General features: G+C 70.0%; 19 protein-coding genes. 12 read left to right on the top strand and 7 right to left on the bottom strand.

Annotation, left to right across the window (positions count from 1 at the left end):
• Positions 1 to 29: 29 nt before the first annotated feature.
• Positions 30 to 947, bottom strand: a complete 918-nt coding sequence (locus AC07VM_RS06025; RefSeq protein ID WP_267416274.1) for a helix-turn-helix domain-containing protein — start codon at positions 945 to 947, stop codon at positions 30 to 32.
• Positions 948 to 1109: 162 nt separating this feature from the next.
• Here AC07VM_RS06025 and AC07VM_RS06020 point away from each other — a divergent pair, with 162 nt between their 5' ends.
• Positions 1110 to 1571, top strand: a complete 462-nt coding sequence (locus tag AC07VM_RS06020) for a DUF3817 domain-containing protein (RefSeq protein WP_494910368.1) — start codon at positions 1110 to 1112, stop codon at positions 1569 to 1571.
• Between the two features lie 28 nt (positions 1572 to 1599).
• On the opposite strand, the gene AC07VM_RS06015 is transcribed toward AC07VM_RS06020, so the two are convergent.
• From AC07VM_RS06015 to AC07VM_RS06005, 3 genes are all read right to left on the bottom strand, one after another.
• Positions 1600 to 2253, bottom strand: coding sequence for a hypothetical protein (locus tag AC07VM_RS06015; protein WP_267416272.1), 654 nt, complete (start codon positions 2251 to 2253; stop codon positions 1600 to 1602).
• Between the two features lie 43 nt (positions 2254 to 2296).
• Positions 2297 to 3250 (bottom strand): NAD(P)/FAD-dependent oxidoreductase, encoded by a 954-nt coding sequence (locus AC07VM_RS06010; RefSeq protein WP_494910367.1) that lies wholly within the window; start codon positions 3248 to 3250, stop codon positions 2297 to 2299.
• Between the two features lie 137 nt (positions 3251 to 3387).
• Entirely contained in the window at positions 3388 to 4188 is an 801-nt protein-coding gene (locus tag AC07VM_RS06005) for a MerR family transcriptional regulator (RefSeq protein WP_494910366.1), read from the bottom strand.
• 171 nt (positions 4189 to 4359) lie between these two features.
• Here AC07VM_RS06005 and AC07VM_RS06000 point away from each other — a divergent pair, with 171 nt between their 5' ends.
• From AC07VM_RS06000 to AC07VM_RS05980, 5 genes are all read left to right on the top strand, one after another.
• A complete protein-coding gene (locus AC07VM_RS06000) occupies positions 4360 to 5676 on the top strand; it encodes an HNH endonuclease signature motif containing protein (protein ID WP_494910365.1) in 1317 nt (438 codons plus the stop codon).
• 205 nt (positions 5677 to 5881) lie between these two features.
• Positions 5882 to 7747, top strand: a complete 1866-nt coding sequence (dnaK, locus tag AC07VM_RS05995) for a molecular chaperone DnaK (RefSeq protein ID WP_267416268.1) — start codon at positions 5882 to 5884, stop codon at positions 7745 to 7747.
• Positions 7748 to 7749: 2 nt separating this feature from the next.
• Positions 7750 to 8406: a nucleotide exchange factor GrpE gene (locus tag AC07VM_RS05990; RefSeq protein WP_267416267.1), complete on the top strand. Its 657-nt coding sequence runs from the start codon at positions 7750 to 7752 to the stop codon at positions 8404 to 8406.
• Positions 8407 to 8413: 7 nt separating this feature from the next.
• On the top strand, positions 8414 to 9397 hold the full coding sequence (locus AC07VM_RS05985) for a DnaJ C-terminal domain-containing protein (RefSeq protein WP_267416266.1): 984 nt from the start codon (positions 8414 to 8416) through the stop codon (positions 9395 to 9397).
• A gap of 157 nt (positions 9398 to 9554) precedes the next feature.
• Complete coding sequence (locus AC07VM_RS05980; protein WP_267416265.1) at positions 9555 to 9968, top strand: heat shock protein transcriptional repressor HspR; 414 nt, start codon at positions 9555 to 9557, stop codon at positions 9966 to 9968.
• A 40-nt stretch (positions 9969 to 10008) separates the two neighbouring features.
• Here AC07VM_RS05980 and AC07VM_RS05975 read toward each other — a convergent pair whose 3' ends face one another.
• Positions 10009 to 11724: an Rv1352/Rv1906c domain-containing protein gene (locus AC07VM_RS05975; RefSeq protein ID WP_494910364.1), complete on the bottom strand. Its 1716-nt coding sequence runs from the start codon at positions 11722 to 11724 to the stop codon at positions 10009 to 10011.
• 213 nt (positions 11725 to 11937) lie between these two features.
• On the opposite strand from AC07VM_RS05975, the gene AC07VM_RS05970 reads away from it, so the two are divergent.
• Entirely contained in the window at positions 11938 to 12960 is a 1023-nt protein-coding gene (locus AC07VM_RS05970) for a LacI family DNA-binding transcriptional regulator (RefSeq protein ID WP_267416263.1), read from the top strand.
• 22 nt (positions 12961 to 12982) lie between these two features.
• Here AC07VM_RS05970 and AC07VM_RS05965 read toward each other — a convergent pair whose 3' ends face one another.
• Positions 12983 to 14272: a glycoside hydrolase 5 family protein gene (locus AC07VM_RS05965; protein WP_494910363.1), complete on the bottom strand. Its 1290-nt coding sequence runs from the start codon at positions 14270 to 14272 to the stop codon at positions 12983 to 12985.
• A 159-nt stretch (positions 14273 to 14431) separates the two neighbouring features.
• On the opposite strand from AC07VM_RS05965, the gene AC07VM_RS05960 reads away from it, so the two are divergent.
• The 5 genes from AC07VM_RS05960 (at position 14432) to AC07VM_RS05940 (ending at position 22187) form a co-directional block, all read left to right on the top strand.
• A complete protein-coding gene (locus AC07VM_RS05960) occupies positions 14432 to 15721 on the top strand; it encodes an ABC transporter substrate-binding protein (protein ID WP_494910362.1) in 1290 nt (429 codons plus the stop codon).
• Positions 15722 to 15756: 35 nt separating this feature from the next.
• Positions 15757 to 16710, top strand: coding sequence for a carbohydrate ABC transporter permease (locus tag AC07VM_RS05955; protein WP_267416260.1), 954 nt, complete (start codon positions 15757 to 15759; stop codon positions 16708 to 16710).
• Entirely contained in the window at positions 16707 to 17639 is a 933-nt protein-coding gene (locus AC07VM_RS05950) for a carbohydrate ABC transporter permease (RefSeq protein WP_494910361.1), read from the top strand. The genes AC07VM_RS05955 and AC07VM_RS05950 overlap by 4 nt, the downstream gene beginning before the upstream one ends.
• Complete coding sequence (locus tag AC07VM_RS05945) at positions 17636 to 19096, top strand: family 20 glycosylhydrolase (RefSeq protein WP_494910360.1); 1461 nt, start codon at positions 17636 to 17638, stop codon at positions 19094 to 19096. The genes AC07VM_RS05950 and AC07VM_RS05945 overlap by 4 nt, the downstream gene beginning before the upstream one ends.
• Before the next feature lie 70 nt (positions 19097 to 19166).
• Positions 19167 to 22187, top strand: coding sequence for an alpha-mannosidase (locus AC07VM_RS05940; protein ID WP_494910359.1), 3021 nt, complete (start codon positions 19167 to 19169; stop codon positions 22185 to 22187).
• On the opposite strand, the gene AC07VM_RS05935 is transcribed toward AC07VM_RS05940, so the two are convergent.
• Positions 22177 to 23526 (bottom strand): DUF2252 domain-containing protein, encoded by a 1350-nt coding sequence (locus AC07VM_RS05935; RefSeq protein WP_494910358.1) that lies wholly within the window; start codon positions 23524 to 23526, stop codon positions 22177 to 22179. The genes AC07VM_RS05940 and AC07VM_RS05935 overlap by 11 nt on opposite strands.
• Positions 23527 to 23546 lie beyond the last annotated feature (20 nt).

Below are 23546 nucleotides of genomic sequence, written 5' to 3'. Positions count from 1 at the left end.
CGGTCATCGGACCGCACGCGATCACGGCGTCAGGCCGGGATCGGCGTGCGGTTCGCCATCCGCCAGGAGGACGGGGTGAGGCCGGTGCGGCGTCGGAACGCGCGGCTGAACCCCTCGTCGGAGGCGTAGCCCAGTTCGCGCGAGATCTCCGACACGCTCCGTCCGGCGTCGAGCATCCGCTTCGCCGCATCCACGCGCACCTCGGTGACATAGTCGGCGGGGGAGCGGCCGACCGCGGTGCGGAACCGCTCCGCGAAGGTCGAGCGCGACATGGCGCCGATGGCGGCGAGGCGCTCGACCGTCCAGTCGCGGCCCGGCTCCTCGTGGATGGCGTCCACGACGCGGTCGAGGAACGGGTCGTTCGACAGCGACGGCCACCCCGAGGGGGCGCAGCCGTTCGCCGCCCAGGCGCGGATGACCGACAGCAGCACGGTCGTCGCCATCATGCGGCAGATCACCGGGTCGCCCTGGCGCGCGGGGAGGACGGTGTGGTCGATCACGCCCATGTTCAGGGCGAGGGCCGCCGCGGCAGGCTCGATGGCGTCGAACCCGGTGACGGTCAGGAACGACGGCAGCAGCGCGGGCAGCGGTGATGCCGCGTCCGCGAGCACGATGTCGGCGATCATGAGACTCGTGTCGTCCTGCGCCTCGAGGGCGAAGGAGGATCCGCCGAGCGCGAGGAACGCGTCGCCGGCGACGAGGAGGTCGCGGCGGCTCTGCGGGTCGAGGGTGAGGCGGTGCGAGCCGGGATCGACGTCGAGACGGCAGGTGTCCCCGAGCGGAGGATGCCCGGTCACGCGGCCCTCGGCGATGTACACGAGGGTGATGGTGCCGGACGGGATCGGCAGCAGCGTACCGGCCGCCAGCGCGGTGCGGCGGCCGATGCCGACGCGGAGGTCGACGGCGCCGAGCACCTGCGAGATCGCATCCGGGTCCACTGTCACCATGCCTTCGGCAACACCCTCGCGCCGCCCGGTATTCCGGGGCGGAGATCTTCCCTCCTCGGAGGGCGGAACGGCGCGCATCGTCCGGGCGGCCTCAACCATTCGATTGATTCGAGGGGGATGACGGCCGGATACGGTGGAAGGACCCCACCCGAGGAGTCCCGCGTGTTCCGCACCCCCGACCGTCTGTTCCGAGTTCTCGCGATCGCGGAGGCGATCACCTGGACGATTCTGATCGCCGCGATCATCGCCCGCGCCGTCGGCTCCCCGGGGATCGTGGTGACCGTGGGTGGCGGCATCCACGGATTCGTGTTCCTGGCCTACGCGGCGACGGCGATCCTGGTCGCACTGAACCAGCGCTGGCACCCCGGCGTCGGTGCGCTCGCCGTGGTGAGCGCGGTCATCCCCTACGCCACGATCCCGACCGAGATCTGGCTGCATCGCACGGCGCGGCTCGACGGCTCCTGGCGCCTCGAGGCGACCGACGACCCGCGCGATCGCCGCTGGTACGACCGGCTGATGCGCTGGTTCCTGCAGCGCCCGTGGGTGCTCGCGGTGCTGCTGGCCGTCGGCATCGTCGCGCTGTACGTGATCCTGCTGCTGGTCGGTCCTCCCGGCGGCAAGTGAGTCCGGGGCGTTTCGGCCCGGTTCCCGGTCAGGGCGTGACGACGATCGCGCTCGCCTCGTTGACCGCGTCCATCGTGGCCTCGGCGTCTCCGGCGGTGCAGTCCACGATCGTGTAGAGGCTCGCCCCGGTCCGGGTGAACGTCCGCGCGGCCATGAGCCAGGTGCGGCTGCCCTCCTGCCCGACGACCTGGCGCATCTCGACCCCGCCGTTCCCACCGGCCATGTAGCTGAATTCGCCGGTGGTCGCGAGCGGGGTGACCTCGGCCGTCGACGTCTGCAGCAGCAGGGCGAGGACCGCGTCCGATGACGCGCTGTCGTCGCCCGGGACGATCTGCAGGTCGCCGATGTCGCCCTGCCAGAACCGCACCGTGCAGGTGCCGTCGACCGTGCCGTAGGTCCATCCGCCGTTGCCGTCGTCCGGCGACACGATCTCCCAGGAGTCGTCGACGATGAGGCCGTCGCCCCACTCGATGCGGGCGGTGCTCGACAGGTCGAGGCCCTCGTCGAACGTCAGCGTCGAGCCCGGTGCGCCGTCGACCGGGGCATCCGTTCCCGTGCCGGGCGCCGTCGCCGCCGACTCCGGGGGGATCTGCGCGTACAGACATCCGCTCAGCGGCAGGATCGTGAGCGCGGCGAGCGCGGTCGCGGCCAGGCGCAGGGTGAGGGTCGAGGTGCGCGTCATGCCGGTCAGCCTAGCCGCGGCCTCCGCCACGCGCCCGCACCCGTCAGTGCGCGGTGGCCACGCCGATGGAGTCGTGCACGATGACGGCGGCGGCGCGGGCGCCCGCCCCGGCCGCGACGATCAGCTGCTGCGGTCCCGGTGCGGCCGCGTCTCCGGCGGCGTACAGACCGGGGACGTCGGTGCGGCCGGAACGATCGGTGAGCAGGTGCCCGGAATCGTCCAGCGACGGCGCGATCCCGTCGAGGAACGACAGGGTGCTCTCCCACTCCGGCCGCACGAAACCGCCGTCGACGGAGACCGCCGTGCCGTCGGCGAGACCGATCTCCTCGAGGCGGCCGCGGTCTCCCCGGAGCTCGAGGATCGGCTGGCGGCGCACCGCGATCCCCGCGGCGGCGAGCTCCTCCTCCTCGCCCGCGGTCACGACGTCCGCACCATGGGTGAACACGGTGAGGCTCTCGGTCCACCGGCCGATCAGCCGCGCGCGGTCGGCGATGTCCGGTGTCTCGCCGATGAGCGCGAGGCGCCGCCCCTGCAGCTCCCAGGCGTCGCATGCGGCGCAGCTGAACAGGCTCATGCCGTAGAAGCCGCGCAGGTTCGGCACGGCGGGGAGGGACTCGAGGAGCCCGCTGGCCAGCAGCACGGCTCGGGCCGACACCGTCGACTCCGGCTCCCGTCGTCCGATGTCCGCCGCGAACCCGTCGCCCTGCCGGCGGAGCGCGAACACGCGGGTCCGCGAGCGCACCTCGACGTCCGGATAGGCGGCGAGCTCCTCCCGCGCGAGGCGCCGCAGCTCCTGCGGCGGGATCCCGTCACGCGTGAGGAACCCGTGCGAACGCAGCGTGGCGGCGTTGCGCGGACGATCGGCGTCGACCACGAGCACCCGCGCCAGCGAGCGTCCGAGGTTCAGCGCAGCCGAGAGGCCGGCCGGGCCTCCGCCCACGACGAGCACGTCGTACTCGGTGTGCTCCTCGGTCAGCCGTGTCGCCGGTGCGGTCATCCGCGTCGTCCTTCCGGAAGGGCGGGTCCATCGCGCGGCATCGGCCGAGGCGACGCCGCCGGGCGGCCGGTTAGGCTCGCCTTACTCCTATCCTGCCACCGTTCGCGGAGTCGGACCCCGGGCGTCGCCGGCGACGCTCAGGCGCGCCGGACGGGTTGCTGCAACTCGGTGACCCAGTCGGACTGGTCGTCGGAGACCGCGCGCACGTACAGCTCTCGACAGGGGCCGTCGTGCACGAGGCCGCGGGCGAGGATCTCGGTGTGGATGGCGTGCCAGCTCTCGGAGATCCGCTCCATCGACCCGAGGTGGATGCCGCACACGGCATCGGCCGCGGCGGGGAGCTCGACGATCTCGAATCCGTCTCCGGCCTCCCCGGCGTACGTGTATCCGACGATGACCTCCATCCCGTCGTCGAGCGTCGCGTACTGTGCGATCGGCGTCGCCAGCGAATGCCCGTCGCCGATGATCTCCGCCACGGCATCGAAAGAGGGGCCCACGACGCCCGCGACCGCGGGCTGATCCCGCACGACGGTGCGGACCGCTGCGAGGCGGACGGCCGGGAGGGGCTTCTCGATGATCTCGATCTGTGACATGTGCTTCTCCTTCTCGATGAGGTGGAGGCGCCGCTCGACGTCGACGAGTCTCTCCGCGGCGATCCGGTGCTCCTGCTCGACCTCGGCGCGGCGGATCCGCAGCAGCGAGGCGATGCGCTCGGCATCGACGCCGCGGTCCAGGATCGCCGAGATGTCGTTGAGCCCGAAGCCCAGCTGGCGCAGGGCGACGATCCGGTGCAGTCGTTCCAGCTGCGAGGGGTCGTAGGAGCGGTAGCCGCTGAACTCGTCCACGTGGGCGGGGACGAGCAGGCCCGCCGTGTCCCAGTGCCGCAGCATGCGGTGGGTCACCTGGCCGATCTGCGCGAACGCTCCGATGGACAACATGTCTCCGTTCTCCCGTCTGCCACTGTGTCAGGGTCAAGTATCGCGTCGATGGGGGCGTACGCCGGAGATCGCGGACCCGGATCGATACCGCTCCGCACGCCGTTCCGGTATATCGCTTTTCCGCCCTGATCTGGCACTTCGAATGTCGGTGGCCCCTGGTTCGCTGAGGGTATGACGGCGCTGGCAGATGCAACCCTGGAGCAGGTGGATGCGCTCGCTGCGCTCACCGAGATGCTCGTCGAGGTCGAGCGCACGATCAGCAGTCTGCAGGCCGCACGCGACGGCATCCTGGCGGTGGGGTCACGGCTCGCGCTCGAGGTCGCCGAGCAGGGGGAGCACCCCGACCACGGAGAGATGTCGGCGCGCACCGTTGCCGCGGAGTTCGGCGCCGCGCTGCGGGTGAGCGACCGCACGGTGCAGCGCCGGATGGCGGATGCGGCGTGGGTCGTCGAGCGCTTCCCGCTGGTGTGGGAGGCGCAGGGCGCCGGGCGTCTCAGTGCTGCGCACGCGCGGGTCGTCTGCGAAGCGGGCGAGCACCTCGACGATGCCGCGAGTCGCGACGCCTATGCGGCCCAGATGATCGTCTTCGCCGAGACCGAGTCCCCGGCTCGGGTGGGGCGGATGGCTCGACGGGTGGCCGAGCGGTTCCAGGCGCGGTCGCTCGATGAGCGGCATGAAGACGCGCGGGAGAAGCGGGCCGTGTGGGTGAGAGACGTCGGCGACGGGATGACGCAGCTCGGGATGCTCGGTCCGTCCGCGCTGGTCCACGGTGCCTTCGAGCGATTGACCCGGATGGCCCAGGCGGTGCAGGAGCAGAGGGCGGCACACGAGCGCGACGAGGTGCAGGAGCGCGACTCCGCGCGGGAGCATCCCGACGTGGACGAGCGCACCGTCGCACAGCTCCGCACCGATATCGCCCTCGACCTGCTCCTCACCGGTGCTCCGGCCGGACATGATCTGCCCGACGGCCTCCTCGGGGCGATCCGCGGCTCCGTGTCCGTCACGGTTCCCGTCATGACGCTGATCGGGGTCGACGCGACACCGGCCGAGCTGAACGGCCGCATCCCGATCGACCCCGCCACGGCCCGCAGGCTCGCCGGCGCGGCGTCCGGATGGGACCGGATCCTCACCCACCCCGCCACCGGGGCGTTGCTCGCGGTCGACCGCTACCGACCCGGTGCGGAGCTGAGGCGGCACCTGAGTGCCAGGGATCAGCGCTGCCGATTCCCCACCTGCGGATACCCGCCCGCCGACTGCGACATCGATCATCATCAGGACGCCGCGCTCGGGGGATCGACGACCGAATCGAACCTCGGCCACCTGTGCCGACGGCATCACATGCTCAAGCACCACTCGCCGTGGGGCGTCGAGGCTCTGGGCGGCGGTGTCTACGCGTGGACGAGCCCGACCGGGGCGGTCTACATCGACCGACCCCCACCACCGAACACCGTCACCTTCCGTGAGGCGTGCGAGGACCCGCCGTTCTGAGCGGCGGTGCCGAGCGCTCCTCGCGTGCTCCTCGAACGCTCCTCGGCAGCTCTCCGAGCACGCCTCGGCAAAGTTGAGCCGACTCATATCAAGTTCATTTGACACCTCTCGACCCTCGGAGTACAGTTGAGTCATCGCGACTCAGGTTTCCCTGATCGCCGCAGATTTCCGAACCACAACGAACTTCCAACAAAGGAGAGAACACATGGCACGTGCTGTCGGTATCGACCTCGGAACCACCAACTCCGTCGTCAGCGTCCTCGAGGGTGGCGAGCCCAAGGTCATCGCCAACGCCGAGGGCTTCCGCACGACCCCCTCGGTCGTGGCCTTCACCAAGGACGGGGAGGTGCTCGTCGGTGAGACCGCGAAGCGCCAGGCCGTCACCAACGTCGACCGGACGATCGCTTCCGTCAAGCGCCACATGGGCACCGACTGGAGCTTCGACGTCGACGGCAAGAAGTGGACGCCGCAGGAGATCTCCGCGCGCATCCTCATGAAGCTGAAGCGCGACGCCGAGGCGTACCTGGGCGACACGGTGACCGACGCGGTCATCACCGTCCCCGCGTACTTCAACGACGCCGAGCGTCAGGCCACCAAGGAGGCCGGCGAGATCTCGGGCCTCAACGTCCTGCGCATCATCAACGAGCCGACCGCGGCCGCTCTGGCCTACGGCCTCGACAAGGGCAAGGAAGACGAGCTCATCCTGGTCTTCGACCTGGGTGGCGGAACGTTCGACGTCTCGCTGCTCGAGGTGGGCAAGGACGACGACTTCTCCACGATCCAGGTGCGCTCGACCGCCGGTGACAACCGCCTCGGTGGAGACGACTGGGACCAGCGTCTCGTCGACTACCTGATCAAGCAGTTCAAGGAGACCACGGGCGTCGACGTCTCGGGTGACAAGATCGCCCTGCAGCGTCTCAAGGAGGCTGCGGAGCAGGCGAAGAAGGAGCTCTCCTCCTCGACCTCGACCAGCATCAACCTGCCGTACCTGTCGCTGACGGAGTCCGGCCCGGTGTCGCTGTCCGAGACCATCACCCGCGCGAAGTTCGAGGACCTCACGAAGGACCTGCTCGACCGCACCAAGAAGCCGTTCGAGGATGTCATCCGCGAAGCCGGCATCAAGGTGTCCGAGATCGACCACATCGTGCTCGTCGGTGGATCCACGCGTATGCCCGCCGTCGCCGAGCTCGTCAAGCGCGAGACCGGCAAGGACGCGAACAAGGGCGTCAACCCGGACGAGGTCGTCGCCGTCGGCGCCGCTCTCCAGGCCGGTGTCCTCAAGGGTGAGCGCAAGGACGTTCTCCTCATCGACGTCACCCCGCTGAGCCTCGGTATCGAGACCAAGGGCGGCATGATGACCAAGCTCATCGAGCGCAACACGGCCATCCCGACCAAGCGCAGCGAGACCTTCACCACGGCCGACGACAACCAGCCGTCCGTCGCGATCCAGGTCTTCCAGGGCGAGCGTGACTTCACGCGCGACAACAAGCCGCTCGGCACGTTCGAGCTGACGGGTATCGCTCCGGCTCCCCGTGGCATCCCGCAGATCGAGGTCACCTTCGACATCGACGCCAACGGCATCGTGCACGTGTCCGCCAAGGACAAGGGCACCGGCACCGAGAAGTCGATCGTCATCTCCGGCGGCTCCTCGCTGTCGAAGGAAGACATCGAGCGCATGGTCCGCGAGGCCGAGGAGCACGCGGCCGAGGACAAGGCGCGCCGTGAGGCCGCCGAGGTCCGCAACCAGGCCGAGACGCTCGCGTACTCGATCGACAAGCTCATCACCGAGAACGACGACAAGCTGCCCGAAGACGTGAAGACCGAGGTCAAGGCCGACGTCGACGCGCTCAAGACGGCGCTGGCCGGCGAAGACGACGAGGCCGTGAAGACCGCGTTCGACAAGCTCAACCAGTCGCAGTCCAAGCTCGGCGAGGCCATCTACGCCTCCTCGCAGGCGGATGCCGCTCCCGGCGCTTCGGCTGACGGCGAGGCCCCGGCCGGTGACGCTCCCTCCTCCGAGGAAGACGTCATCGACGCCGAGGTCGTCGACGACGAGGACGAGAAGAAGTAATCATGACGGACAAGAACTTCGACGAGAACCAGTTTCCTGAGTCCGCCGAAGGTCGCAGCGAGGGGTCGGATGCTCAGGCATCCGGCCCCGCGCCGCAGAACCCGGACTCCCGCGAGGCGAAGGCTGCCGAGGGGGCGGACGAGACTCCTGTCGACGGTGCCGACGACGACCTCACGGTCGACGACATCCTCGGTGCCACGCAGACCGGCGAGGCCGCGGCGGAAGACGCCGTGCTCGCCGACCTCGAGTCGACGCTGCTGAACGACCTCAAGCGCCTCCAGGCCGAGTACGCCAACTACCGTCGCCGCACCGAGGAGCAGCGCCAGGTCGAGATCGAGCGGGCGAAGGGCGAGGCCGCCAAGGGCCTCATCCCCGTGCTCGACGACCTCGACCGCGCCGCCCAGCACGGCGATCTCGTGGAGGGCACGCCCTTCGCCGTGATCGCCGAGAAGGTGCGCGTGGTCGTGGAGCGTCTCGGAGTGGTCGCGTACGGCGAGAAGGGCGAGGAATTCGACCCGCAGCGCCACGAGGCCATCTTCCAGCAGCCGACCCCCGGCGCCGAGAAGACCACGATCCTCGAGGTCGTCGAGGTGGGCTACCGCCTCGGTGACGTCGAGCTGCGTCCCGCGAAGGTCGTCGTCGCTGTCCCTGCGGAGTAGGTGATCGATGGCCAGCCAGGATTGGTTCGACAAGGACTTCTACAAGACCCTCGGGGTCTCCAAGGACGTCAGCGATGCGGATCTGAAGAAGACGTATCGCAAGCTCGCGCGGAAGTACCACCCGGACTCCAATCAGGGTGATGCCAAGGCCGAGGCGAAGTTCAAGGAGATCAGCGAGGCCTACTCGGTGCTCTCCGACGCCGAACAGCGCAAGGAGTACGACGAGATCCGCGCCATGGGCTCCGGCGCCCGCTTCACGGCGGGCGGTCAGGGCGCCGGCGGGTTCGAAGACGTGTTCAGCCGGTTCGGCCAGCAGGGCCGTGGGCAGACCGCGGACTTCGAGGACATCTTCGCGATGTTCAACCAGGGTCAGGGCGCGAGCTTCGGCAACGGTCGCTTCGGGCAGCCGAGCGGCGGGTATCGCGGCTTCGGCGGTCCGCAGCGCGGCGCCGACGTCACGGCGCGCACCACGCTCGACTTCGTCACCGCCGTGCAGGGCGAGACGATCTCCCTGCAGGGCGAGGACGGCAAGCCGTTCAAGGTGAAGATCCCCGCGGGCGTCGCCGACGGACAGAAGATCCGTCTGCGTGGCCGCGGTCGTCCCTCACCGGACGGCGGAGAGAGCGGTGACATCGTGGTGCAGATCGCGGTGCGTCCGCACCCGGTCTTCACCCGCGACGGTCTCAACCTGCGCGTCGTCGTCCCGGTGACGTTCACCGAGGCGACGCTCGGCGCGACGATCGAGGTCCCGACGCTCGGCGGTGACGTGGTCAAGCTCCGCGTCGCCCCCGGCACGCCCTCCGGGCGGGTGCTGCGTGTCAAGGGACGCGGAGTCGCGACCTCGAAGGGGACGGGCGACCTGCTCGCCGAGCTCCAGGTCGCGGTGCCGACGCACCTCGACGACGCCGCACGCGCGGCGCTGGAGAAGTTCCAGGAGCTGGAGCCCGAGGAGAACCCGCGGGCCGAGCTCATGGCGAAGGCACGGCGATGACCAGGCACGCGCAGGGGCGCACGGCGGTCGCCGAGCGAGCGCAGCGAGACGAAACGCCTCACCCGCGTTTCGTCTCGTCGCTGCGCTCCCCGCTCGACGACCGGGGAGCCCTCGGCGGCCGAGGTGTCCTCGGCGGCCGGGAGCCGAGGAGCCGATGATGGACGCCGACACCCCGGTGTTCGCGATCGCGGCCGCCGCCGAGCTCTCGGGCCTTCATCCCCAGACCCTGCGGCAGTACGACCGCATCGGGCTCGTGGTGCCCGGGCGCACCTCCGGCGGGTCGCGCCGCTACTCCACCCGCAACATCGAGCAGCTGCGCGAGGTCGCCCAGCTCTCCTCCGAAGGCGTGAGCCTTCCCGCGATCGCGCGCCTGCTCGATCTCGAAGACGAGAACCGGATGCTGCGCACCCGTGTCGCCATGCTCGAGGGTGCCCTGCGCACCGAGCGTGAGAGCCGCCCCGGTGTGCGCGTGTTCGCCGCCGGCTCCGCGGGCGTCGTGCCGATGCCGACCGGACGTCGCATCCGCCGCTCGACCGACGTCGTGCTCTGGAACCCGCGCGGCAACGCCTAGCCGCCCCGCGCGAGAGCACCCTCTCGCGCGGAGCGCCCGGTCAGTCGCCGACCCTCGTCCAGACGCCGCATCCCAGCGATGTGAACCCCACATCGTCGGGGTAGATCCGCACGTACTGGGTTCCGCCCGTCGTCAGGTAGTCGTTCTCGATGATCTCCTCGAACGTGCCGCCGAAACCGGACACGATCTCCCAGTAGCACCCGGCCTTCGCCGTCGTCGTGCCGTAGACGCCGGGCGCGAGGTGCACGTTCACGGCGTGGGTGCCGTTGCCGGCGGACCCGCTCAGGCTTCCGACGAGCTTCGTCCAGCGCCCGCACTGGGCATTGGTCTGGAAGAACCGGTCGGTCTTGGAGATCGTCACGATCACGCGGCCGGTCGTGGCGCGGAAGTCGTTCGCGATGATGCCGCTGAAGCTCGTGCCCGCAGAGGACCGACGCTCCCAGTAGCACCCGGGTTGCGGGCTCGCGAAGTAGGTTCCCGGGGCGATCCCGGATCCCACGCGATAGGTTCCGGCGCGGCTGATCGAGGGGGCGGGGGCGGCGATCTTCGCCGTCGCGAAGCTCGTGATGCCGGTGGCTGCGTAGCCGGTGGCGCGGCCGGTGACCGTCACGGTGACCGCCTTGCCGTAGTCGGTCGTCGACAGCCGATAGGTGCGTGCGGTGGCCCCGGGGATCGTGACGCCGTTGCGCTTCCACTGATACGTGAACGAGGCCTTCGGCGACCAGGCGGACACGCTCGCCGTCAGCACGGCACCCACCCGGGCGGTTCCGGAGATGCGGGGGCGCGGAGCCTTGGCGAACGGCTTGACCACGGCGGCCGTGGCGGCGCTCACGCTCTTGGTGGTGGTGTAGCCGACGGAGACCGCGGTCACCTCGACCGTGATCCGCTTCTTCCAGTCCGCCGCGACGAGCTTGTACGTCGAGGCGGTGGCCCCGCGGATGGCCGACCCGTTGCGCAGCCAGCGATAGGTGAGCTTGGCGGAGGGGCTCCACGTGCCGGGGGAGACCTTGAGGGCGACCCCGATCTTCGCGGTGCCGACGATGGTCGGCTTCGGGGCGCTGCTGAACGCGCCGCTCCCGATCGTGCCACCCTCCGTGGTCGACTCCACCGAGATGTAGCCGTCACGGCTCGCCGTGAGCGCGAGCGACAACTTCTTCCCGAAGTCGGCCGTCCGCGGCGTGAAGGTGGTGCCGGTCCCGGCCACGACGCCGTCGACCACCCACGAGTACGAGATCGCGATCGCCTGCGGTTCGGTGATCGGAGCGCTGACCGTGAGCTCCGACCCGACGCGCACCGTCCCGACGATCGTGGCGGGCTGGATGAGCGCGAGCGTGCCGATGAGTTCGTGGGTGTCGCTCGACACCGCGGTCTCGGCGTAGTCGGCATGACGCGCGATGACCGTGACCCCCACGAGGCGACCGACGTCGGAGGGCGAGAACGTGAACGTCGGGCTGTCCTGCTCGGCGCTCGGGACGCCGTCGACGGTGAAGGCGTAGGTGAGCACGGTGCCGTCCGGCCACGTACCGGGGTCGACCGTCACGGGCTGTCCGGCGACGATGAAGCTCGGAATCGTCGGCGTCCCCGTCGAGGGGAACTCCGGAGCATCGGCGGGCGGGTCGGCTTCGCCGGTGCCGTCCGGGACGGTGCCGGCGACGGAGCCGGTGCCGTCCGACACGCTGACGATGTCGTCGGCGAACGCGGCAGCGCCCCCGCCGATGGTGGCCAGCGTCAGGCTCGCCACCGTCACGATGCTCACCGCGAATGCGCGGAACGGGCGCGCTCGGTCCCGTCGGACTCGTGTCACGATCGATCTCCCCCAGATTGGTCGCCACGACGTCACACGACGCGGTCCGACAGAGCGCACCAGCGCGCACTTCGCGCAGTATATCGATCGAACGGAACAACCGCACCTGTCGGCGACCACGGAGAGACCGCCGGGACCGCGTCACTAGATCGCTACAGTTGGGGCATGTCCAAAGCGAAGCGGGTGACCATCACGGACATCGCCCGGCTGGCGGGGGTGTCGCCGGGAGCGGTGTCCTTCGCGCTCAACGGACGTCCGGGGGTGAGCGAGCAGACGCGGCAGCGCATCCTCGACATCGCCGAGGAGCACCAGTGGCTCCCGAGCTCGGCGGCGCGGGCGCTGGTCGGCTCGCGCGCCGGCGTCATCGGCTTCGCGGTCAACCGCTCCGCCGGGACGCTCGGCGCCGAGGCGTTCTTCACCGATCTCATCGCGGGCGTGCAGTCGGCGTTGGCCGAGCACCGCATCGCGATGCAGATGGTGCTCGTGGCGTCGGTGGAGGACGAGGTCGCGACCTATCGGCGCTGGCGCAGCTCGCACCAGGTCGACGGCGTCATCGTGATCGACCCGCGCGACGACGACCCGCGCCTCCCCGTGCTCCGCGACCTGGGGCTGCCCGCGATCGTGATCGGCAGCGACGCCTCGGAGGAGGGGCATCCCGCCACCATGTGGCTCGACGACAGCCAGGTCGCGCATTCGCTCTTCGACTACCTCGTCGCGATCGGCCACCGCTCGGTCGTCTACGTCGCGGGCCCCGCCGAGTTCCAGCACACCCGCCTCCGCACCGACGTCCTCACCGGACTGGAATCGCGGGGGATCACCGGGGAGACCATCGCGACCGACTTCTCGCCGGCCGCCGCGTCCGCCACCATGCGGCGTCTGCTCAGCCGGGCCGACCGGCCGACGGCCGTGGTCTTCGACAACGACGTGATGGCGATCGCCGGTCTCCGGGTCGCCCAGGAGATGGGCCTGTCCGTGCCGGCCGACATCTCCATCGCCTCCTTCGACGACTCGGTCGTCGCGGGCCTCGTGCATCCGTCCATCACCTGCATCACGCGTGACACGTTCGCGCTGGGGGCGGATGCCGCGGCGTTCCTGCTCGAGCAGATCGAGGCGCCGGAGCCGCTGCCCGACCGCGGCGCCCCGGTCCCGCAGCTCACCGTGCGCGAGAGCACCGCCGCCCCGCGCTGACGGCCGTGCTCCCGCGGCGGCGTCAGACGACGGTGTTCCGCGAGGCGTACTCGGTGCGCTCGACGACCGGACGGACGAGCTCCGTGATGCCGCGTGCGGCCAGGACCTCGGGCTTCGCGGCGTCGATCGACGTGACGATCGACGGATCCGCGCCGGCCTCGCAGGCGTCGACCCAGGCCTGGAAGATCGTGCCGCCGGGGCTCATGGCCCCGCGACTGATCGGCGTCTCGGCCTCGTCCACCTCGACGACGATCCCGAGGGTGCGGGCCGGGGCGGGCCGACGCTCGCGCAGCTCGGGGATCAGCTCGGCGAAACGACGGCCGATCGGCTTGGCCTCGCCGTTCTGGTCGACGAGGCCGAGCGTGTACTCGAGCTCCGGGAAGTCGGCGAGGCTGCGGCTCACGTCGTGCGAGCACCACCAGGTCACACCCCAGAGGTTCTCGGTGCGGGCGACCGAGCGCAGCGTCGCCTCGAGGAAGTCGGGGGTCTGCTCGGGCGTCAGGCAGTTCGACGGGGCGCCGACCTCCTGCAGCCAGATGGGCTTCGCGGGATCGGTGGCGAACCCGCGTGCGAGCTCGATCATGTACTCGGCGTGCCGGTCCGACGCGACCGAACGCCCGCCGTACTTCTGCGCGGTGCCGTTGAAGATCCACGAGTGCACCGTCGTGATGTCGCCGAGCCGGGAGGCGAGCGCGGGCGTGAAGCCGTGTCCGTCCATGTACCAGGCGGCGTCGTATTCGCTGTGCACGTGCTGCTGCGCGGGGGCGGCGGTGTGCGCGGCGTCCAGCAGCGTCGTGATCCAGTTCGCGGCCTCGGCCTCGGTGACCGGCCACGGGGAGGGGTGCGTCTGAGCCGAGAACTGGTTGGTCTCGTTGCCGAGCGTGAAGCCGAGGAAGTTCGAGGCGCCGCCCAGGCGCTCGCCGAGCCGGGTCACGAGCTCCGCCTGGCCGCTGAGGGCGTCGGGGTGCGTGAACATGTTCTTGTCGTGCCAGGTGAACAGCCAGGACGGGATGAAGTCGAAGCTCGACAGATGCCCCTGGATCACGTCGACGCTGGCATCGAGTCCGAACTCCGCCGCGACGTCGACCACTGCGCGCACATCGTCGACCGCCTCTTCGCGGATCAGCGTGCGGTTCGGCTGCAGCACCGTCCACAGCGGGAAGATGCGCAGGTGGTCGAGGCCGAGCTCGGCGAGCGCGCCGAAGTCGCGGCGCACCTCGTCGAGGTCCAGCGACATCCAGGCGTGCATCCACTGCGAGCGCGGCGTGTAGTTGGCGCCGAAGCGCAGGGGAACGTTGGTGGGGGTGGGCATCGCTGTCCTTTCCGGGATCGGCAGGGGGTGAGGCCTCGCGGAGGTGGACGCCTCGAACGCCGATGTGTCATGCTATGGTCACTATATCGTTTTAGTAGAGGTTGCCACAGCGACTCACACGAGACGCCGCACCCTGGATCACTTCGAAGGAGAATGTCCATGAAGTTCCGCACCACTGTCGCCGCAGGCATCGCGGTCGCCACTGCTTTCGCGCTCACCGCCTGCACGGGCGGAGCCACGACCTCCGGCGGATCCGCCGCCGACGGCGAGATCGGGGGCGAGATCACCTTCCAGACCTGGTCGCTCAAGAACGACAAGTTCACGCCCTACTTCGAGGGCGTCGTCGCCGCGTTCGAGAAGGAGAACCCGGGCACCACGGTGAAGTGGATCGACCAGCCGGCCGACGGCTACGAGGACAAGATCCTCCAGCAGGCCGAGTCCGGCGAGCTGCCCGACGTCATCAATCTCCCGCCCGAGTACGCGTACTCGCTCGCCTCCGCCGGTCAGCTGCTCGACCTCGGCAGCGCATCGAAGGTCATCGACGACTACGTCGACGGCGGCGTCGCGGCGTACACCTACGACGGCATCGACGGCTCGTTCGGCTTCCCCTGGTACCTCGGCACCGAGCTCAACTACTGGAACAAGGCGCTGCTCGCGAAGGGCGGCGTCACCGAGACGCCGCAGACGTTCGAGGAGACGATGGACGCGGCCGAGAAGCTCGCCGCCGCCGGCATCCAGACCATCTCCGATGTGCCGAGCCCCAAGTCGCTCCAGATCATGGTGTCCGACGGCGGTGGCACGCAGGACGTGTACAAGGACGGGAAGTTCGTCTTCAACACGCCCGAGGCCGTCGCGATCGTCGAGCGCTACGCCGAGCTCTACAAGGCCGGTGCGATCTCGCCGGAGGCGCTGCAGAACGCCGGAACGGCGAACGCCAACATCAACAACTTCAACAAGGGCACCGTCGCCTGGGCGACCGCCGGGCCGAACTACATCGACAAGGACATCGCGGTCAACGCACCGACGCTCCTCCCCGACGTCGACGTGACCAACGGCTTCGGCAACCCGCCGCTGTTCGTGCAGGGTATCAGCGTCTCGGCGAACTCCGACAACGCGGCCACCGCGCTCGCCTTCTCCGAGTTCCTCACGAACACCGACAACCAGATCGAGTTCGTCAAGCTCGCCACCGGCTTCTTCCCCGGCACCAAGGCCGCGAACGAAGACCCGTCGGTGTTCGCGGAGACCGCCCAGAACGAGATGCAGGCCACGGCCAACGACCTCGCCGCCTCGCAGATGAACGACGCGCGGATGCTCGGCGCACCGCAGTTCACCGAGGCCATGGAGACGTACGCCAAGCAGCAGATCGCGCTCGCGGTCAAGGGGGACATCTCGGCGAAGGACGCTCTGGACAAGGCCGTCGAGTACGCGGAGCAGAACGTCGTCGGCTGAGCCGGCGACGACGAGATGAAGGGGGTGGACGCCTCATGAGACGACAGCGCTGGTACACGCCGTACCTGCTCGTGCTTCCCGGTGTCATCTGGGTGTTCGTGTTCGCCCTCTGGCCGTTCCTGAACACGATCGCGCTCGCGTTCACGGATGCCCGCCCCCTTCGTCCCGCCCAGTTCGTCGGGCTCGACAACTTCGAGAAGATGCTCGGCGACGACCGGTTCGGCTACGCGCTGACGACGTCGCTCGTCTACGTGGTGGTGTGCGTGCCGCTGCTCACCTTCCTGCCGCTGCTGCTGGCACTCCTCGTGCACAGCAAGATCCCGGCGATCGGTTTCTTCCGAACCACGTTCTACTTCCCCGTCATCGCCTCGGCGGTCGTCGTGGCCATCGTGTGGGAGTTCCTCTTCTCCGGCAGCGGCACGATCAACTCGGCGCTGAGCTTCTTCGGGCTGATCGATCGCCCGGTGGAGTTCCTCTCCGACCGCTGGCTCCTGATCGGCTGCGCCATCGGCCTCACGGTGTGGAAGGGGCTCGGCTACTACATGGTCGTGTACCTCGCCGCCCTCGGGAACGTCGGCCGTGAGCTGCACGAGGCCGCGGCCATGGACGGTGCCGGTCGCTGGCGCCGCTTCTGGTCGGTCACCGTGCCCGGTGTGCGCGGCCCGATGATGCTCGTCTCGGTGCTGGTGTGCGTCGGCGCGATGCGCGTGTTCACGGAGCTGTACGTGCTCTCCAACGGCTCCGGCGGTCCCGGGGGTCAGGCCATGAGCATGGTGATGCTCATCCAGTCCATGGGCAAGGGGCTCAACGGCCAGGTCGGCTACGCATCCGCGATCTCGCTGGTGCTGTTCCTGCTGACGCTCGTCCCGCTGGCGATCGTGGGCATCGCCAACAACAGCGACACGATCAAGGAGGCCCTCGCCGGACGGCGTGCGGCCCGGGACGCGAAACTCGCGCGGATCGCCGCCGCAGAGGAGGCCCTGCGATGACCGCGACACAGACCGAGGCGCACGTGACGCAGCGGACCGAGGACGGCACCGGACGCCCGCGCCGCGACCGGCCGTACCGCACGCGCGGATCCGCCGACATCATGAAGCCGTCGCTCGGCGGCCTCATCGGCAAGTACGCGCTGCTGCTCGGCGTGCTCGCCATCATGGTGTTCCCGTTCCTGTGGCAGATGTCGACGTCGTTCAAGGGTGCGACCGAGAACATCTACGACTTCCCGCCGTCGCTGCTCCCGCAGGCGCCGACGCTCGACAACTACGCCGAGGTGTTCCGCACGATCCCGGTCCTCGACTACGCGTGGCACTCCCTGCTCGTCGGGGTCGGCACGGTGCTCACGAACGTGGTGTTCGCCACGATCGGCGGCTACGCGCTCGGAACCATGAAGTTCCGCGGCAAGTGGATCGTGCTCGCGATCTTCTTCTCCACCCTGCTGCTCCCCGGCGAGGTCACGCTGACCAGCCAGTACCTCACGATCAAGTCGCTCGGACTCGCGAACACCCTGTGGGGCGTCTTCCTCCCCGGCGCGATCGCGGCGATCAACGTGCTGCTCATGATGGCCGCCTGCCGCATGATCCCGCCGGACACCCTGGACGCCGCGACGATCGACGGCGCCAACACGATGCAGCGGCTGCGCCACATCGTCTGGCCCAACGTGCGCGGCATGGTGTCGGTGGTCGCCCTGTTCGCCTTCATCGGGGCGTGGGACGACTTCCTGTGGCCCCTCGTCGTGCTGTCCGACCCCGCGAACTACACGCTGACGGTCGGCATGCAGTATCTGAGCTCGAACTTCGCGGCCAATCCCCGGGTGATCGCCGCGGGGACGATGATCGCGCTGGTCCCGATCATCGTGCTGTTCGCGGTGCTGCAGAAGCAGTTCTTCAAGGGCGTCGAAGAGGGAAGCGTCAAGGGGTGACCGCGATTCCGGATGCTGCCGCGCAGGCGGTGCGGTGGCTGGCGATCCCGCAGCCGACGGCCCTCGATCTCCGCGCCGACATGTGGCGCCCCGCGTCGGTGTGCGTCCTCGCGGAGGAGCACGTGTTCGCGCGCGAGGCCATCCGGCTCCAGGGCGAGCTCGCCGCGTGCGGGATCCCCTACGGTGACGACGCGGTCATCCGGCTGCGGCGGGACGACCAGACCGGGGAGTCCTTCGCCATCGACGTCGCCGCCGACATCGAGGTGCGGGCGGGGCGTGCGGACGGAGTGTTCCGGGCGACCCGACAGCTGCTGCACAACCTGCGGGCGCAGGGCGGGATCCCACAGGGGCGGGTCTCCTCCTCACCCGCGGTCGCCGAGCGCGGGTTCCACCTCGACGCCGCCCGCAAGCACTTCCCTGCCGCGTGGATCATCGACCTGCTGCACGCGCTCGCCGACGTCGGCATCACCACGTTCCAGTGGCACCTGTCCGAGAACGAGGGGTTCCGGATCGGCTCCGACGCCTTTCCCGAGGTGGTCTCGGACGCCCACATCACCCGCGCCGAGGCGCTCGAGATCGCGGATGCCGCGGCCGACCTGCACATCGACCTGGTGCCCTCGCTCGACATGCCGGGGCACCTCCGCCACGTGCTCTCCGTGCATCCGGAGCACCGGCTCGCCGACGCCGGCGGCCTGCCGACCGGCCATGCCCTCGACATCACCAGTGCAGCGGCGAGCGCCTTCGCGCGAGTGCTGATCGACGACGTCGCCGAGCTGTTCCCCCGCAGCAGGCGCTGGCACCTCGGTGGAGACGAGTTCGTCGACTTCGCGCGGATCGACGAGTATCCCGCGCTCGCCTCCGCGGCTCGGGATCGCCACGGTCCGCGGGCGACCGGATTCGACCTGCTGACGGGGTTCGTGAACGAGATCGCCGCCCACCTCCGCGCGCGAGGACTCGCCCCGCGGGCCTGGAACGACGGGATGCTGCGCAGCGAGGCGGTCGCGCTCGCCGCCGACGTCACGCTCACGTGGTGGACGAACTGGCACCCGCAGATGCGACCGCTCTCGGCGGCGGTCGATGCCGGGCATCCGCTCGTGAACTTCCACGACGGGCTCTTCTACTACGTCCTCGGCGAGAAGGCCGGCTACACGTATCCGACGAGCGCGCGCATCTGGGAAGCCGACTGGCACCCCGGGCTGTTCCCGACGCTGCCGGGCGGGATCCGGCAGGAGATCGCGGCGCCCTATCCGTCCGCGCTCCTCGGCACCTCGTTCTCCGTCTGGTCGGACGACCCGGCCGCGCAGACGCCCGACGAGGTCATCGCCGGCATCCGTCGACCGCTGCGGGCCATGGCCGAGCGCGCCTGGAACGGCGGGAGCGTGCTCTCGCATGACGACTTCTGCGCGATCGACGCCGCCATCGGTGTCGCGACCGGACCGCGGCGATCACGCGGGTAGCGTCGACCCCGACTGCGCCGAACACAGCCCTGACCCCTGACCACCCACCGTCGAGCCCGGAGACCCACCCATGCATGACGACACCTCGCTCACCGTCGGCCGCGTCAAGCGCGTGCTCGAGGAGCGCATCCGCCCGGCCATCCACTCGGCCTCCGTGCCGCTGGACGTCGAGATCCATGAACTCCCCGGCGAGCCGATCGCCCCGGCCGAGGGCCTCGCGCTCGACTACGCACCCGGCGTCGTCGGTGCGCCCTGGGGGCCTGCGTGGGGGACCACCTGGTTCAAGCTCACCGGACGCGTGCCCGCCGGGTGGGCGGGACGCCGCGTCGAGGCGCTCATCGACCTCGGCTTCGACGTGAACATGACGGGCTTCCAGTGCGAGGCCCTGGCGTACCGCGCCGGCGACGCGGGGTCCGACCCGATCCCGGTGAAGAGCATCAACCCGCGCAACCAGTGGGTTCCGATCGCCGAGACGGCCGCGGGCGACGAGCCCGTGGAGCTGTACCTCGAAGCGGCATCCAACCCGGTGCTCCTGGACTACCACCCCTTCCTGCCGACGCAGGAGGGCGACATCCTCACCTCCTCGAAGGAGCCGCTCTACCGCGCGCGGCGGATGGACCTGGCCGTGTTCGAGCCGGAGGTCTTCGACCTGTCGCTCGACCTGGAGGTGCTGTTCGAGCTGCAGGCCGAGCTGCCGGCGACCTCCCCGCGGCGCATGCGCATCCTGCAGGCCATGGACGACGCGCTCGACGTGCTCGACCTGCAGCGCATCGTGGAGACGGCCCCCGACGCCCGCGCTCGCCTCGCCGACGTGCTGGCCGCTCCGGCCGAGGCGAGCGCGCACCGGATCTCGGCCGTCGGCCACGCGCACATCGACTCCGCGTGGCTGTGGCCCGTGCGCGAGACGATCCGCAAGGTCGCGCGCACCACCTCCTCGATGACGACGCTCATCGAGGAGCAGCCCGAGTTCCAGTACGGCATGTCCAGCGCGCAGCAGTACGCCTGGATCAAGGAGCACCGCCCCGAGGTGTGGGAGCGGGTCAAGGCTGCCGTCGCCGCCGGGCGCTTCCTGCCGCTCGGCGGGATGTGGGTCGAGTCCGACACCGTCATGCCGACGGGGGAGTCGCTCGTGCGGCAGTTCTCGCACGGGCAGCGGTTCTTCGAGCGCGAGTTCGGCATCCGCTCGAAGGGCGTGTGGCTGCCGGACAGCTTCGGCTACTCGCCGGCTCTGCCGCAGCTGATGCGCCGTGCCGGGTTCGAATGGTTCTTCACGCAGAAGATCTCGTGGAACCAGCAGAACGTCTTCCCGCACCACTCCTTCCTGTGGGAGGGCATCGACGGCTCGCAGGTGTTCACGCACTTCCCGTCGATGGACACCTACAACTCGCAGCTGAGCGGCATGGAGGTCGCCAAGGCGTCGCGGCAGTTCAAGGAGAACCGCCTCAGCTCGCGGTCGATCGCTCCGGTCGGCTGGGGTGACGGCGGCGGTGGCACGACCCGCGAGATGACCGGCAAGGCCGAGCGTCTGCGCGACCTCGAGGGCAGCGCGCAGGTGGTGTGGGAGCACCCGGACGTCTTCTTCGACGCCGCCAAGGCCGAGCTGCCGCATCCGGCCGTGTGGGTCGGCGAGCTCTACCTCGAGCTGCACCGCGGCACGCTCACGAGCCAGCACGCCACCAAGGCGCTGCACCGCTGGGCCGAGCACGCGCTGATCGAGGCCGAGCTGTGGGCCGCGACCGATGCCGTGCGCACCGGCGCCGCCTACCCGCAGGCCGAGTTCGACCGGCTCTGGCAGGCCGTGCTGCTGCACGAGTTCCACGACATCCTGCCCGGCACCTCGATCGCGTGGGTGCATCGCGAGGCGGTCGCCGTGCTGTCGGACGTGCTGTCGGATGCTCGCGACATCGCGGACGCCGCCCGTCGCTCGCTCGCCGGCGAGGGCGATCGCAAGCTGCTGTTCGAGCCGTCGTCGGTTGGTCGCGCCACGAAGGATGGACGCGCACTCGGGGCGGCGTTCGTCCCCGAGTCGACCGCCGCCGCGGTCTCCCTCACCGAGGAGGACGGCGGCTGGCGGATGGAGAACGAGCTCGTCTCGGTGCTCGTCTCGGCCGAGGGGCTCATCGTCTCCGCGGTCGACAAGGCCACCGGTCGCGACGCGGTCGCGCCGGGCAAGGCAGCGAACCTGTTCCAACTGCACCAGGACTTCCCGAACATGTGGGACGCGTGGGACATCGACCGGTACTACCGCAACAGCGTCGAAGACCTCACCGCGGTGTCGTCGATCGAAGCGTCGGTGGTCGGCGCGTCGGCCCGCATCGTGGTCGTCCGTCCGTTCTCGGAGTCGACCATCGAGCAGACGATCATCCTCACGCCGGGCTCCCGGACCGTGCTGCTGCGCAACGAGGTCGACTGGCACGAGACCGAGAAGCTGCTCAAGCTCGCCTTCCCGCTCGACATCCAGGCCGCGCACACCGAGGCCGAGACCCAGTTCGGGTTCCAGTCGCGTGTGACGCACACGAACACCAGCTGGGAGGCGGCCAAGTTCGAGACGTCGATGCACCGCTTCGTGCTGGTGCGCGAGCAGGACTTCGGTGCCGCTCTGGTGAACGACTCGATCTACGGCTACGACACCTCGCGCGAGGTGTCCGACGACGCGGTCACGACGACCGTGCGGCTGTCGCTGCTGCGGGCACCGCGTTTCCCCGACCCCGACACCGACCACGGCCACCACGAGATCGAGGTCGGCTTCGTGATCGGTGCGGATGCCGCGATCGCCACGGCCGAGGGCATCCGGATCAACGCCCTGCCCACTCTCGTGCGGGGTGCGCGCGAGGTCGAGCCGCTGGTGTCCGTGCAGGGCGAGGGGATCGTGGTGTCGGCGGTCAAGCTCGCCGACGACGGCTCCGGCGACGTGATCGTGCGCGTCTACGAGGCGCTCGGACGGCGTGCCGTCGGCGAGCTGACGGTCGGCTTCGAGCACCGCGAGGTGCGCGAGGTCAGCCTGATCGAGGACGACATCGAGGAGGCGCGCCGGGGCGGCGAGCTGAAGCTGCGGCCGTTCGAGGTGCGGACGCTGCGCATCACGCGCTGAGGGACGCGCGGAACGCCGCGTGGTCGGCCGACGACACCGCGGCGTACGCGCGCGCCCACTCGAGAAGGGCCCGGCCGAGCACCCGTCCGCTGCCGACGTAGCCCGCGACCTCCGTCGCGGTGAGCGACTGGCTGTGTGCCCGGGCGATGGTCGCGGCGCAGGCCTGCCCGTACGTGACGAACGGACCGTCGTCGAGCTCCTCGACGTCGATGCTGCCCTTCATGTCGTGGAACTGCCGCACGTAGAAGTCGGCGTTCGCGTTGCGCATGTGGCCGAGGAAGGGGTCGGACAGCGCCTGCAGGATGCGCTGCATCGCCACCACGCGCGCCCCTTCGCCGCCGGCGTCGATCGCCTCGCGCAGAGTCGCCGGCTGCGGGATGCGTCCGTACTCGGCGAGCACGCTCCGCGAGGCCTGCTTGGGCTGCATCAGGACCGCACTGCCCTCGCCGTCCTGGAAGAGCACGAGATAGCAGCGGGTGCCCACGCTGCCCACGCCGACCACGCGCCGGGCGACGTCGCTCACGGTGAAGTGCTCGAACAGCAGAGCCACGTCCGGGCTCGTGGTGCGCCGGTACTGTGCGAGCAGATCCTGCACGTCGTCGAGGACCGCGGGGCCGACGGGCGATGTGGTCGGCTCCTCATGCCGGAACCGGCGCCGACCGTCCGCGTCCTCCTCGGTGAGGCGGCGCACCGCGCGCTCGCCGGTGCGCCGCTCGGCCTGTTTCACGGCGCTGCGGATGGCTTTCTGGGAGGCCTTGTCGAGCATGGTCCGTGCGGAGGCGACGTCGAAGTGCGTGAAGTAGCGAGCGGTGGGGCTCAGCTCGGTCGCTCGCGCGATGCCGCGCGCGTATCCTGCGACGGCCGCGAGGACGGCGGCGTCGATGACCTCGTCGCTGCGCCCGCCGGCCTGTCCGCCGATGACGATGCTCGCGACCAGGCGCTTCACGTCCCACTCCCACGGCGCCCACGCGGCCTCGTCGAAGTCGTTGAGATCGAACATGAGCCTGCGCTCGGCGGAGGCGTAGAAGCCGAAGTTCGACACGTGCGCGTCACCACACGAGGCGACGAGGATGCCGCTGTGCGGAGCATCCGCGAGGTCGGCGGCCATCAGTGCCGCGGTGCCGCGGTAGAACGCGAAGGGGCTGGCGACCATCCGCTCCGCGCGCAGCGGCAGCAGCTCGGGGATGCGGGAGCGGTTCTGACGGGCGAGGATCCCGAGCGGATCTCGCTGCCCGGTCGCGAGGTCGGCGAGCGTGCGACGAGGCGCGCGTCTGCGGGCCTCGGCCCCGCGGTCGAGGAGTTCGCGATGTGTCGGTGGGCGCGTCCAGGCCGGGAGCATGGGGCCATTGTGGCAGGAGG

The organism is Microbacterium sp. GW821-FHT01D02 (assembly GCF_059422585.1).
This window is presented reverse-complemented; position numbering and strand designations above follow the sequence as displayed.